We start from the raw sequence: 12,253 nt of genomic DNA on the forward strand, positions 1-12,253 counted from the left end.
GCCACCCCCACAGCCGCCGGCACCGGCAGCGGCGTGCAGATCACCACCCCCCAACACACCACCACCGGTGGCCCCCTCAGCGCGACCCCCACGGCGGCCGGCACCGGCAGCGGCCCCCAAACCGCACAAGCCGGACCTCCGGTCACTCCCGTCCAGACACCTCCGGCCGGCCAGGGCACCGGGGCACGCCCGGCGCCGAGCGGCCCGGTGTCGCAGAACGGCTGGCCGGTGAACCCGCCGCGCGGCACACGGACGATCCCGGGTACGGACACCCAGGTCAACGTGGCCGACGGCCCCGGCGGTGACGTGCTCATGCACGTGCTCGGCCAGGTCCACTCGCGCGTGGAGAACATCGACATGAACTCCGAGGCGGGCGAGCACGACGACTGGGGCTACGCCGAGCGCAACGTGCGCGGCGGCGGCGACATCTCCAACCACGCGAGCGGGACCGCCGTGGACGTCAACGCCACGCGGCACCCGCTCGGCGCGCGGGAGACGTTCACGCCGGCGCAGGTCCAGGAGATCCACACGATCCTGGGCGAGGTCGACGACGTGGTCCGCTGGGGCGGCGACTACACCGGCCGCCGCGACGAGATGCACTTCGAGATCGTCGGCACGCCTGAGGAGGTCGCTCGGGTGGCCGAGCGCCTGCGCGCCGGCCAGTAGGTTCGTCGGGGGCGAGCCGGCCACCGGGACTTCCGGTGGCCGGCTCGCTTGTCCCTGCTACGCGCCCGGACGGCGGACGTCAGGGCGAGGTCGGGGCCAGGCCGGCGAGTGCCCGGTTCACCAGGTCGGTCACCCGGTCCCGGGTGGCGTCCAGGTGCTTGGGGACCAGGCCGATCCGCGTGCGGCGGTGCAGCACGTCGTCCGCGTCCAGGGCGCCTTCGTTGCGGACCGCCCAGACCACCTCGGCGCCGGTGATCTCCGTGCCGTCGGCGACCGGCGCGCCCAGCTCCGGGTCGAAGGACGCCAATGCCGCCACGCGCGGCGCCTCGGTGCCATAGCTCGCCACGAGGCGCGCCGATGCGTCCACAGTGGACAAATGGTGGCGCGTGCCGGCGCCGACCAGTGGCAGGTCGTGCGTGCGCGGAGGGCCGGCGTGCAGTGACGCGGCGGCGGTGGCCGCGTCGACCGCGTCCTGCGCCATCTTCCGGTACGTCGTGAGCTTCCCGCCGACGATCGTCAGCACGCCGCTCGGTGCCCGCAACACCGCGTGCTGGCGGGACAGGTCCGCGCTGCGGCCGGTGCCCTCGAGCAGCGGGCGCAGGCCGGCGTAGCTGCCCAGCACGTCGGCCGCGGTCAGCGGCTCCGCCAGCACCGAGGACGCCACCCGCAGCAGGAACTCCACGTCGGCCGCGGGCGCCACCGGCTCGTCGGGAACCGGACCGTCGAACGGCTCGTCGGTCAGTCCTATGTAGACAAGTCCGTTCCGTTGCGGCAGCACGATCACGAAGCGCGAGCGCTCGCCCGGAACGGGCACGGTCAGCGCCGTGCCGCCGATCCCGAGCCGCCCGCCGTCGACGACGACGTGCGAGCCCAGGGACGGGCGCAGCCGCACGGAGTCGACCAGCGAGCCCGCCCAGACGCCCGCCGCGTTCACCACGCTCCGGGCCCGCAACGAGACCACCCGGTCGGACACCAGGTCACGCACCTCGACGCCGTCGCCCGACGCCGTGGTGACCCGCAGGCGCGTCAGGATCCGCGCGCCCAGCCCGGCCGCGGTGCGGGCCAGCGCCACGACCAGGCGCGCGTCGTCGGTCAGCTGACCGTCGAACGAGAGCAGCCCGCCGCGCAGGCCGCGCGTGCGCAGGCCCGGCGCCAGGGCCAGGGCCTCGGGGCCGGACACCTTGCGGGGCGGCGGCAGCAGCGACGACGGCGTACGCGCGGCCCGGCGCAGCGCGTCACCCGCACGCAGGCCGCTCATCACGAAAGCCGCGCCACCACGGGAGATCTGCTCGTGCAGCGGGAAGAGCTGGGGCAGTGCGCGGGACAGGTGCGGCGCCGTCCGCGTCATCAGGATGCCGCGCTCCACGGCGCTCTCGTGCGCGAGCCGCACCTCGCCCTTCGCCAGGTAGCGCAGGCCGCCGTGCACCAGTTTGCTCGACCACCGCGACGTGCCGAACGCCAGGTCGTGCGCCTCCACCAGCGCGACCGACAGGCCCCGCGCGGCGGCGTCCAGCGCGATCCCCGTCCCGGTCACGCCGCCGCCGATCACCAGCAGGTCGACCACCTCGCCGGCGGCCAGCCGCTCCAGCTCCAGCGCACGCCGCGTGGCGTTCAGGGAGTTGTTCCCCGGGTGCATGGGCTTGTGCGTGGGCTTGCTCATGGACGCAGCACCGCGTCGAGCAGGTGGGTCAGCTCCGCCAGCAGGTCGTCGAGGGACAGGTCGGAGGTCGACGGCCGGATGGCGAACACGTACGGCTGCAGCAGCAGGAAGATCGTCCGCGCCTGCACCGCCGGGTCGGTCACCCGGATCGAGCCGTCCCGCTGCCCGGCGGCCAGCTGCGCGCGCAGGAACTCCTCCGTCATCCGCTGGCTCGTGCCGATCCGCTCCATGATGTAGGGCAGCAGCATCTCCGCGTCGCGCTCGATCACCGCGTGCATCAACGGGTTCGCGGCCAGGCCGCGGATCGTGTGCACCGACGCGACCACCAGCTGCCCGCGTGCGGTCGGCTCCGGCTGCGCGATCCGGTTCGCCTCCGTGAGGATCTTGCCGAACTCCCTGGTGATCAGGGCCGACAGCATGCCGCGCACGTCGGGGAACCGGCGGTAGAGCGTCATGCGGCTGACGCCGGCGGTTCGCGCGATGTCGCTCAGCGTGGTGCGGCGCACGCCCACCGCCAGCACGCACTCCATTGCCGCGTCGAGCAACACGTCGTCCGCGACGCGGTTGGGTGACGGAGTGTGACGGATAGACGTCATATGTCACACTATACCGGTGACCGAACCCAGGGACCACACCGGCGAGCGCCTCGACCACCGCGTCCGTCGCAGTTGGACGCCGGCCGGTGGGCAGGACGCCATTCTCCCCCCTCATGCCACCCGTTGGCTAGCCTCGAAAACCGGGCTCACCGAGCAGAGCACGCCTGCGGCGCCGGACTCCGCGCTCGCGGTCGGCGAGCCCGACCTGCCGGACGTGGCGCGCAAGGCGCTCGAGTCGGTGGTGGGCACCGACCACCTGCTGCGCAGCCGCGACGACCGGCTCGGCCGCACCGGCGGACTGTCCTATCTGGACTTGTTGCGGCACAGGGGAACCGGCGCGCTGACCGTGCCCGACGCTGTCGTGCTGCCGGCCGATCCGGGACAGGTGCAGCGGGTCGTCGAGGTCTGCGCCGAGCACGGCGTCGGCCTGGTGCCGTTCGGCGGGGGCACCTCGGTGGTCGGCGGCGTGCAGGCGCTGCGCGGGACCAAGGAGTCCGTCATCGTGCTCGACCTGTGCCGGCTCGACAAGCTGGTGTCGGTGGACCCGGTCTCCCGGCTCGCCGTGCTCCAGGCGGGTGTGGTCGCGCCCGATGCGGAGCGGCTGCTCGCCGCGCACGGGCTGACGCTCGGCCATGTGCCGCAGTCGTTCGAGCGTGCGACGATCGGCGGGTTCGCCGCGACCCGGTCGTCCGGCCAGGCGTCGGCGGGCTACGGGCGGTTCGAGGACATGGTCGAGGGCGTGCGGATGGCCACGCCGCGCGGCGAGTGGCGGCTCGGCGTGTCGCCGGCGTCGGCGGCCGGGCCGGACCTGCGCCAGCTCGTGATGGGCAGCGAGGGCGCGTTCGGCGTGCTCACCGAGGTGACCCTGCGGGTGCGCACGCGGCCGGCCGCGCGCCGCTACGAGGGGTTCGTGCTCGACGGCTGGTCCCGCGGCGCGAACGCCGTGCGCGAGCTGGCCCAGCAGCGGGTGCTCGCCGACGTCACGCGCCTGTCGGACCCGCATGAGACGGACCTGGCGTTCGCGCTGTCCGGTGGCTGGAAGACCGAGCTGATGCGCAGGTACCTGCGGCTGCGCGGGGTGCTCGACCCGTGCCTGCTCGTGCTCGGCTGGGAGGGCGCGAGCGACGCGGAGGTCGCCTCGCGCCGCCGGGCCACGCTGCGCGCGCTGCGCCGGCACCGGGGGGTCTCGCTCGGCACGGTGGTGGGGGAGAAGTGGCGGCACGGCCGGTTCGCCGGCCCGCGGCAGCGCGACGCGCTGCTGGACCTGGGTGTCTGCGTCGAGACCCTGGAGACGGCGACGTACTGGTCCACTGTGGACACCCTGCGCTCGGCGGTGCGGGCCGCCTTGGTGGACTCGCTCGCCGGGTCGAGCCGCACGCCGATCGTGGCGTGCCACATCTCGCACGCCTACGAGACGGGCGCGTCGCTGTACTTCACCACGCTCGTGCCCCGCGACGCCGACGACCCGATCGGCCAGTGGGAGCGCGCCAAGGCGGCCGCGTGCGAGGCCATCTCGTCGAACGGTCCGCTGGGCACGATCTCCCACCACCACGCCGTCGGCGTCGACCACGCGCCCTACCTGCCCGCGGAGATCGGCCCCCTGGGCGTCGACGTCCTGGCGGCCGTCAAGCGGGAGCTCGACCCCGAGGGCGTGCTCAACCCGGGCAAGCTCCTGGGCCGACCGCCGTCCTAGGCCTACCAGATGATCTTGGGATGGCAGATTCGCGAGCAAAGCGACCCGGCTGCTGCTGTTGACCGTCGGTGGCGTGCAAGAGGTGAGGACGACCGTCGTCGGGATGGATCTCGTGCAGGATGTGGCCCGAATGCTCGGCTCGGACCGCATACAGTCCACCAGGCTCGGCGACGCCGACCTGACCCTGTGGCAGGTCGAGGACAGCCCCGGTCGGGTTCGACCGGGCGAGCCCAACCCCGCCGCGAGCCGGCTCGCCGCCGGGTACGGCAAGCCGCCGGTCACCGGCCCCGCCGTCATCAACGGCCCGATCGTGCCCGGTGGCCCCTTTCCGCTGGACGTCGATGAGGCCGAGGGGATCGTGACCCGCCTGCGCGGCTAGCGGGCGGATCGGCGCGCCTCAGAAAACCTGGCGGGGTGGGTCTCGGCGGACCACGCCCAGCCACACGATGCCCAGCATGCCGGCGAAGAACAGCGGCCACGAGAACAGCAGGCGGGTGCTGATCGCCTGCTGGCAGGTGCCCACGTAGGTCGCCAGCACGGTGTCGTCGACGGTGCCCAGGTCCGTGCCGAGCAGCGGTGTCTCGACTCCGCCGATGGTGTTTCCACAGGTCACCGTCGTCTGCTCGGCGGCGTCGAGGCCGGCGACGTGCACCGGCACCAGCGCGAGGATCAGGCCCAGCAGCAGCCCGGCCACGGCGAGCGCGGCGGCGTACGTGCGCGGCCGCAATGTGATGCTCGCCAGCGGGTCGGGTGGCTCGTCGCCCGGCGCGCCGGCGGGCACCGGGTGCTCGGTGGGCTGCGCGACGACCGGCTCCCGCACCGTCGGCTGCGTCGCGATCTCGGTCTCCGGGTTCATGTCGTCAGCCTGCACGCTGGCCACTCCGGATTCCAGCGAATCGACCAAATTGTCGCCCTCAGCCGAGATGGGTCGCGAAGAACGACATCACCCGCCGCCACGCGTCCTGGCTGGACTCGTGGATCGGCCGGAAGCTCACCGTAGTAGGACGCGCTCGCGTCGACGTTCCGGATGGCACCGAGCAACGCGAACCCACCACCCATGCAGAAAGGCTCGGCGATGCCGGCCTTTCCGGTGCAGTCCGGCCGTCGTTTCCACACACCCGAGGCTAGTTCGCCTCGGCTGAGAAACCTTCAGGCAGCACAGGCTACTTCTTGAAATATGCGCTTCCTTCGACGTGCCCGCCGGCACACACCGATCCGAACTCGTGGGTCACGATGAACGCCTGCGTGTCGTCCGGCGGGATGATCCGGGCTCCCGCCGACTCCGGTTCGCACGGCCCGGTGTCCGGCTCCTCCCCGCTCGGCACCACACCCCAGTGCAACTTCTTGGCGGCGGTGCCGCCCGGCGGCAGCCGCACCAGGCTGGGGCCCGGGGCGGGCTGCCTGGTCAGGTCGGTCGGCGTCGGGTTCCCGTCCTGGTCGATGAACTCCAAGCCGCCGTAGCCGTACAGGGTGCACGGCCGCTTGGTCCTGTTGGTCACCACGAGCTCGGCGTACCGGTTTCCCGGTGCGGAGTCGAGCGGCTCGATGGCGCCCTTCAGGTCCTTGGCCGTGCACTTGGTGCCCTCGCCGGGCGGTGCGCTTTCGGTGCCACCGCTGGATTCGCCGCTCGAGTTCGGCGTCGTCGCCGGTGCGGACGACGGCGGTGTGGTGACGGGTGAGCCCGTCGGTTGACTGTCCCCCGTGGACCCCTGTGCTCCGCAGGCGCTCAGCGCCGCGAGGAAACCGGCGGCCGCACAAGCGGCGGCCACGCGGGTACGCAGGACCATGGCGATTACCTCCCACTGTCGCATTCGGTCGTGAGAGGAGACGCCCCGGTGCGGGTCAGGTTGTCCGCCGGAAGTCGGTGATCTCTCGCATGCCGTCGAATGGGCTTGTCCACACATAGGTCCAGGCCTGCGTGCCGCCGTCGAGCGTGACGCGGACCCGGCGGTACTCCTTGCCCTCGTATTCGTCCAGAGTGGACAGAGCGGCCGCGGGAGTCGCCAGCTCGACCACCCAGCCGGGCACGCCCGGACCGTCGCCGGGTCGCAGGGCCGGGTAGCCGAGGCCGGTGTCGAACAGCGTGCCGGGCAGCTCGGCTCGGCACGGCTCGCCGGTGGCGTACCGCTCGAGCAGCGGCCAGTGGGACGCCCCGGGCCGCGGCGTGCCGTAGACGAACAGCCGGCGGGGTTGGTCCTCGGGCACGGGCGCGCCATCGACGACGAGCAACGCGAGTCCGTCGCTCGCCGCCGGCTCGCCGGTCAACGCCACCGCGGCGGCCTGCGGCACGTCCGCGCAACGCACCGGCCGGCCGTCGACCAGCAGCGGGTACCGCACGGTCCGGGACGCGGTGTCGGCCGCCTCCGCGGCCACGTAGGCGAGCGGCCGGTCGACGAGGGTGCCGTCCTCGAGACGGACCTCGCCGGTCGTGACGTGCGCGAGTCGGTAGCGGTTGCCGGCACCGCCGATACGGCCCTCGCAGCGGTCCAGCACCTCGATCTGCTCGGGCGTGGCGAGCCAGATCGCGTGCCGCTCCTCGACGCCGGGCATGGCGGCGAGGGTGGCCGGCCGCTGGTCGTCGACGACCCGCAGCCCGGCCGCCCACACCGCGGCGAGGCCCGCGCACCGCGCGCGCAGCAGCACGGCCGGTCCGGGCAGGCCGAGCGTGCCGCGCAGCCAGGTCAGCTTCGACGGGCAGGCGTTCGAGCCGTAGCAGAGCAGCGGCACCCGCTCGGCCAGCGGCGGCACGTCGCGGTCGGCGAGCCATTCGTCGAGGTCCCGACCGGCACCGCCACCGTCGTCACCGTCGCCGACACCGCCGGCCAGCCGCCAGCCGGCCAGCGCCGAGCGGTCCGGCCGCAGCGGGTGTCCGGTGGCGTCCTCGTGCGCGAACGAGCACGGCGGGCGGGCACCGGGGTAGGGCACCGCCGGGTAGTCCTCGTCGGCGAATGTCACCCCGCCAAGCTAGTGCGGCAGCTTCTTGCCCACCGGCGCGATGATGTACGCGATGCCGCCCGAGCCGCTCGCGACGTCGCCGTCCTCGTCGTAGCGCTTGGTGCGCAGCCAGATGTTCTCGAACTGCTCGCGCTTGTAGACGTTGCGCACCTCGGCGTTGCCGCTGGACGCCGGGTCGTTGGCGATCACGTCACCGTCCTCGGTGAAGCCGATGATCACCATGAGGTGACCTGCGGTCCCGTAGCCGGCGCCGTCCAGCTCCGACTCGATGAACGACTGCGAGGTGATCACCGGGATGCCGGCGACGACGTAGCGCTCCAGCTCGGCGAGCGAACCCAGCCGCGTGACATGTCCGGCGAGGCCGAAGGTGGCCGCGTACGCGGTGTTGAACGGCCAGTTGCCGGTGCCGTCGTAGTCCTTGTCGTAGGTGAACCGCGCGGCGTGGTCGACGCTCGGGTCCGCATAGGACGGATCTACCCAGGCCAGGTCGTCGGCCTTGGGGCCGCGGCCCCAGTACTCGACGACCATCTCCGTGGAGGTCGGGCTGCACCAGGCCTCGCCGCCACCGCCGTACTCCGGATACTCGCCGACGTGGATGTTCTGTGAGTAGGGCGGCACCGGCAGCTCGCGGCCCCACGCGCCGGCCGGCGGGCTGGGCGGCACGGTGAACCGGTCCGGGATGGCCGAGGTCATCGCGCCGACCATGGCGAGCCGCGGCGTGACGCGCTTGCCGGCCTCGCGGTACAGGGTGACGCGCAGCTGGTAGGAGCGCAGCGCCACGCCCGAGTTGGCGACGAACGTGTCGACGGCGATCGAACCGTGCGCGTCCTGCTGGTCGGGCACCGACGTGCGCAGGATGTCGCCGTCGCCGAAGGCCCAGCGGCCCATCGTGTACCACGCGGTCGTCGCGCCGCTCGCGGTCCTGCCCTGCATCTCGACCCGCAGCCAGGTGTCGTCCGGTGTCTCGGCGTTCCATGACGCGACGAGCTGCGTGGCGCCGAACCCGTGCCGGTAGGACGGCGAGGTCCAGCGGCCGTACTCGTAGGTCCGCGTGGTGCCGAGGTCGGGCTCGGTGTGCTCGACCGTGCCCGCGGGCCGGCCGATCACCAGCCCGCCACCGGGTGCGTGGCGCAGGCCCTCGGCCTCGCCCTTGCGGAAGTCACGGTCGGAGCGCCACTCGTGGAAGTCGACGGGTGCGTCATCGGGTCCGGAGTCGTGTCCCTGAGGTTCGGCCGCGGCGGACGCCGGCATGGCGGAGAGGGTCAGCGCGAGCACGGCCAGCAGGGTGAGGGCCTTTGGCAGCATGGTGACGATTTTCACCCTTAGCAGCGGGTGTGTAAACAGCTTACGGCTGCTCTTCCTCCAGCTCCACGATGAAGTCGGCCCAGAACTGCTCGACGCAGCGCTCGTAGCGGATGCCGAGCTCGATCGTCTTGACCTGCCAGCGATCGGCGTAGTCCATGATCTCCTCGCGCTGCTCGGTGTAGCTGTCCGCGCGCGCCCCGTGCGACTCGTGCCGGTCGCGGGCGAGGCGGAGCAGGTCCGCGGGCTCGCAGAGGTTGGCGAAGAAGAGCTTCAGCACGCCGAGGTCGCGTACCTCGGTCTGCTCGGTCGTGGGGCTGGTCAGCCACTCGCGCAGCGCCGCGCGGCCGGCGGGGAGGATCTCGTAGGTCCGCCGGCGCCGGCCACCCTGCTCGACGATCTCGCTGACGAGCCCGTCGGCCACGAGCCGGGCCGGCTCGTCGTAGAGCTGCGAGTGCGCGAAGGCCCAGAAGTTGCCGATGGTGTTGGCCACCCACTGCTTGAGGTCGTAGCTGGTCGCCGGGCCGTAACTGAGCATGCCGAGGACGACGTATGACGTCGCGTTGAGCTTGCGCCTCCTGCCGCGCGGCTTACCTCGGTCCGGCACGGGCGCGACGATACAGATTCAGGTAGTGGCTTGTCGCCCGTTTGGTCTAGTCCCTTCGGGTCTCGACAGCTCACCCGCATGGGTTCGTTCGCGTGAGTAGGGGTGTCCGCTCAGAGCACGGCCTGTGTCTGCGTGACCCGTGCCACGAGCCGCTCCGTGTCGTCGCGCACGTCGGTCTCGACGATCACGAAACGGCTCCCCACGTGGAGCGGACGGGAGATCGCCGTCGCGTGGCCGTCGCGGACCGCGCGCAGGAAGTTGGTCTTCGACTCGATCGTCGTGGTGCCGCCCGAGCCCTCGGGCAGGTTGAGGAACGCGCACAGCGCACCGGTGTTGTCCGCGAGCGCCATGAGCACGCCGCCGTTGCGCACGCCGCCGACCGTGCACAGCGACTCGGCCCACGCGACCCGCCCGCGCACCTCCGCCGGCGCCGACGACAGCATCTCGATGCCCAGCGTCCCCGCGAACGGGACCATCTCGTGCAGGGACGCCGTCGCGTCGGCGGAGCCGGAGGACGAGGTCACGACAGGTGCGCGACGTCGAGCTTGCCCTCGGCCACCGCGGCGCGCAGTCGCTTCTTGTCGAACTTGCCCACGCTCGTCTTCGGCACCTCGTCGATGAACGCCCAGTGCTCCGGCAGCTGCCACTTCGCCACCTTCGCGGACAGGAACTCCCGCAGCTCGTCCGCCGTGGCCGCGCCGCCCTCCGCCAGCACGACCGCCACCAGCGGGCGCTCGGACCACTTCTCGTCCGGCACACCGATCACCGCCGCCTCGGCCACCGCCGGGTGCGCCATCACCTGGTTCTCCAGGTCGACCGAGGAGATCCACTCGCCGCCGGACTTGATGATGTCCTTCGACCGGTCGGTGAGCCGCAGGAACCCCTCCGGCGTGATCGCGCCGACGTCGCCCGTGCGCAGCCAGCCGTCGTGGAACTTCTCCGAGCCCTCCTCGCCCTCGGCGACCCGGTGGTACGACGCCGTCACCCACGGCCCGGCCACCTCGAGCTCGCCGACGGCCTGGTTGTCCCACGGCAGCTCGTTGCCGTCGTCGTCGACGAGGCGGGGCCGGACCGACGCGGGGAAGCGGCCCTGCAGGATCCGGTACTCCCACGCCTCCTCCGGAGCGAGGCCGGCCGGCGGGCGCGACACGCAGCCCAGCGGCGAGGTCTCGGTCATGCCCCACGCGTGGATGATCGTCATGCCGAGCTCGTCGAACGCCTTCATCAGCGACGGCGGGACGGCGGAGCCGCCGACCACCGCGCGCTCCAGCGTGGTCAGGTCCTGGGGCTCCTGCTGCAGCTGCGTGAGCAGGCCCTGCCAGATCGTCGGGACCGCAACGGCCATCGTCGGCTTCTCCGCGGCGATCATCGCGGCCAGCGGCTCGGGCTGCAGGAACCGGTCCGGCATGATCATCGACGCGCCGACCATCAGCGCGGCGTAGGGCAGCCCCCACGACATCGCGTGGAACTGCGGCACGATGATCAGTGCCCGGTCGGCCTGCGACACCGCCATCGAGTCGGTCATGCAGACCTGCATCGAGTGCAGCCAGATGGAGCGGTGGGTGTAGACGACGCCCTTCGGGTCACCGGTCGTACCGGACGTGTAACACATCGCGGCCGCCGCGTTCTCGTCCACGGCCGGCCAGTCGAACTCCTCCGGCTGGCCGGCGAGCAGGTCGGCGTAGGAGTGCACGGTGACGCCCTCGGGCGCGGCGAGCGTGCTCGCGTCCCCGTTGACGACCACGACGTGCTCGACCGTGTCGAACGTCGGCAGGACCTTGGCGAGCAGGGGCACCAGCGTGGCGTCCACGAGCACGACGTGGTCCTCCGCGTGGTTGGCCACGAAGGTCAGCTGCTCGGGGAAGAGCCGGATGTTGAGCGTGTGCAGGACGGCGCCCATCGCGGGCACGGCGAGGTAGGCGATGAGGTGCTCGTTGTTGTTCCACATGAACGTGGCGACCCGCTGGTCGGAGGTCACCCCGAGGCGGCGCAGGGCGTGCGCGAGCTGGGCGGCCTCGCGGGCGACTCCGGCGTAGGTGGCGCGCCGGGAACCGTCCCCGGTCCAGGTCACGACCTCGGCGTTCGCGTGGATCCGGCTGCCGTGGCGCAAGAGGTTGGCGATGGACAGTTGACCATCCTGCATGGTGCCCAACATCGCTGTTCAAGCTCCCTGGTGACTGGTGGCGTATTGGTCCGAACACTAGTGCGGGAATGTCACTTCTGGACATGGGTAACGCTGCGTGTCAAACCCCCAGAACGTGGGTCACCTGCGGCTTCGCCGAGAAGAATGCGCGTGTCGCGCGTATGTTCTGACTCATTGATGTGTTTACTGGTCCGCGGCACCGCGGGGGAGCGCTCCGGGTCTGACCTGGGCGTTGTCGGTCGCGGATCAGCCAGCAGTCGAGCAAGGAAGGATCACCACGGTGGCTCTGCCCACGTTGACTCCAGAGCAGCGCGCTGAGGCGCTCGCCAAGGCTGCGGAGGCGCGCAAGGCGCGCTCCGAGCTGTTGGCGTCGATCAAGTCCGGTAAGCAGACCATCGCGTCGGTGCTCGGGCGTGCGAAGGACGACAAGACGATCGGCAAGACCAAGGTCGCCGCGCTGCTCAAGGCCGTGCCCGGCCTGGGCGCGGTGAAGGTCGCCGCCCTGCTTGAGCAGGCGGGCATCGACCCGGACCGGCGCGCGGCCGGTCTGGGCGAGCGTCAGCGCGCCGCGCTGATCGACGCGCTGAACTAGTTCTGCCAGGTCAGGGCCCGCTGGCAGTCGGTCGACCGG

Annotated in this window: 14 protein-coding genes; 4 read left to right on the top strand and 10 right to left on the bottom strand. The window is 72.1% G+C overall.

What is annotated here, in order from left to right:
* On the top strand, nt 1-666 hold a 666-nt coding region (locus ACRDTB_RS34425; protein WP_431436415.1), incomplete at its 5' end, for a M15 family metallopeptidase.
* A 79-nt stretch (nt 667-745) separates the two neighbouring features.
* On the opposite strand, the gene ACRDTB_RS34430 is transcribed toward ACRDTB_RS34425, so the two are convergent.
* Nucleotides 746-2,302: a glycerol-3-phosphate dehydrogenase/oxidase gene (locus ACRDTB_RS34430; RefSeq protein ID WP_431436426.1), complete on the bottom strand. Its 1,557-nt coding sequence runs from the start codon at nt 2,300-2,302 to the stop codon at nt 746-748.
* A 20-nt stretch (nt 2,303-2,322) separates the two neighbouring features.
* Complete coding sequence (locus tag ACRDTB_RS34435; RefSeq protein WP_431436416.1) at nt 2,323-2,922, bottom strand: TetR/AcrR family transcriptional regulator; 600 nt, start codon at nt 2,920-2,922, stop codon at nt 2,323-2,325.
* Between the two features lie 16 nt (nt 2,923-2,938).
* Here ACRDTB_RS34435 and ACRDTB_RS34440 point away from each other — a divergent pair, with 16 nt between their 5' ends.
* Both ACRDTB_RS34440 and ACRDTB_RS34445 read left to right on the top strand, forming a co-directional pair.
* On the top strand, nt 2,939-4,615 hold the full coding sequence (locus tag ACRDTB_RS34440) for an FAD-binding oxidoreductase (RefSeq protein ID WP_431436417.1): 1,677 nt from the start codon (nt 2,939-2,941) through the stop codon (nt 4,613-4,615).
* Nucleotides 4,616-4,718: 103 nt separating this feature from the next.
* On the top strand, nt 4,719-4,994 hold the full coding sequence (locus tag ACRDTB_RS34445) for a hypothetical protein (RefSeq protein ID WP_431436418.1): 276 nt from the start codon (nt 4,719-4,721) through the stop codon (nt 4,992-4,994).
* Nucleotides 4,995-5,012: 18 nt separating this feature from the next.
* On the opposite strand, the gene ACRDTB_RS34450 is transcribed toward ACRDTB_RS34445, so the two are convergent.
* The 8 genes from ACRDTB_RS34450 to ACRDTB_RS34485 form a co-directional block, all read right to left on the bottom strand.
* A complete protein-coding gene (locus tag ACRDTB_RS34450; protein WP_431436419.1) occupies nt 5,013-5,471 on the bottom strand; it encodes a hypothetical protein in 459 nt (152 codons plus the stop codon).
* Nucleotides 5,468-5,674: a hypothetical protein gene (locus ACRDTB_RS34455; protein WP_431436420.1), complete on the bottom strand. Its 207-nt coding sequence runs from the start codon at nt 5,672-5,674 to the stop codon at nt 5,468-5,470. Before ACRDTB_RS34455 ends, ACRDTB_RS34450 begins: the two co-directional genes overlap by 4 nt.
* A gap of 104 nt (nt 5,675-5,778) precedes the next feature.
* On the bottom strand, nt 5,779-6,402 hold the full coding sequence (locus ACRDTB_RS34460; RefSeq protein WP_431436421.1) for a DUF4232 domain-containing protein: 624 nt from the start codon (nt 6,400-6,402) through the stop codon (nt 5,779-5,781).
* Between the two features lie 55 nt (nt 6,403-6,457).
* Nucleotides 6,458-7,570, bottom strand: a complete 1,113-nt coding sequence (locus ACRDTB_RS34465; protein ID WP_431436422.1) for a gamma-glutamylcyclotransferase family protein — start codon at nt 7,568-7,570, stop codon at nt 6,458-6,460.
* A 9-nt stretch (nt 7,571-7,579) separates the two neighbouring features.
* Nucleotides 7,580-8,821 carry a C39 family peptidase gene (locus tag ACRDTB_RS34470; RefSeq protein ID WP_431436427.1) on the bottom strand — a complete coding sequence of 414 codons (1,242 nt, stop codon included), beginning with the start codon at nt 8,819-8,821 and terminating at the stop codon, nt 7,580-7,582.
* A 94-nt stretch (nt 8,822-8,915) separates the two neighbouring features.
* The gene (locus tag ACRDTB_RS34475) at nt 8,916-9,479 is read right to left on the bottom strand and encodes a PadR family transcriptional regulator (RefSeq protein ID WP_431436423.1); all 564 of its coding nucleotides are present in this window, start codon (nt 9,477-9,479) and stop codon (nt 8,916-8,918) included.
* A gap of 110 nt (nt 9,480-9,589) precedes the next feature.
* A complete protein-coding gene (locus ACRDTB_RS34480; protein WP_431436428.1) occupies nt 9,590-9,955 on the bottom strand; it encodes a PaaI family thioesterase in 366 nt (121 codons plus the stop codon).
* A 44-nt stretch (nt 9,956-9,999) separates the two neighbouring features.
* A complete protein-coding gene (locus tag ACRDTB_RS34485) occupies nt 10,000-11,634 on the bottom strand; it encodes a long-chain fatty acid--CoA ligase (RefSeq protein ID WP_431436424.1) in 1,635 nt (544 codons plus the stop codon).
* Between the two features lie 268 nt (nt 11,635-11,902).
* On the opposite strand from ACRDTB_RS34485, the gene mihF reads away from it, so the two are divergent.
* Complete coding sequence (mihF, locus tag ACRDTB_RS34490) at nt 11,903-12,214, top strand: integration host factor, actinobacterial type (protein WP_431436425.1); 312 nt, start codon at nt 11,903-11,905, stop codon at nt 12,212-12,214.
* Nucleotides 12,215-12,253 lie beyond the last annotated feature (39 nt).

The sequence above is a fragment of the Actinophytocola sp. genome, assembly GCF_050699935.1.
GTDB lineage: Bacteria > Actinomycetota > Actinomycetes > Mycobacteriales > Pseudonocardiaceae > Actinophytocola.

Coding starts and splice junctions, on each gene's coding strand:
- ACRDTB_RS34460 (WP_431436421.1), bottom strand. CDS start 6,402: ATGGTCCTGCGTACCCGCGTGGCCGCCGCTTGTGCGGCCGCCGGTTTC.
- ACRDTB_RS34430 (WP_431436426.1), bottom strand. CDS start 2,302: ATGCACCCGGGGAACAACTCCCTGAACGCCACGCGGCGTGCGCTGGAG.
- ACRDTB_RS34485 (WP_431436424.1), bottom strand. CDS start 11,634: ATGTTGGGCACCATGCAGGATGGTCAACTGTCCATCGCCAACCTCTTG.
- ACRDTB_RS34445 (WP_431436418.1), top strand. CDS start 4,719: ATGGATCTCGTGCAGGATGTGGCCCGAATGCTCGGCTCGGACCGCATA.
- ACRDTB_RS34455 (WP_431436420.1), bottom strand. CDS start 5,674: ATGGGTGGTGGGTTCGCGTTGCTCGGTGCCATCCGGAACGTCGACGCG.
- ACRDTB_RS34435 (WP_431436416.1), bottom strand. CDS start 2,922: ATGACGTCTATCCGTCACACTCCGTCACCCAACCGCGTCGCGGACGAC.
- ACRDTB_RS34480 (WP_431436428.1), bottom strand. CDS start 9,955: ATGGTCCCGTTCGCGGGGACGCTGGGCATCGAGATGCTGTCGTCGGCG.
- ACRDTB_RS34470 (WP_431436427.1), bottom strand. CDS start 8,821: ATGCCGGCGTCCGCCGCGGCCGAACCTCAGGGACACGACTCCGGACCC.
- ACRDTB_RS34450 (WP_431436419.1), bottom strand. CDS start 5,471: ATGAACCCGGAGACCGAGATCGCGACGCAGCCGACGGTGCGGGAGCCG.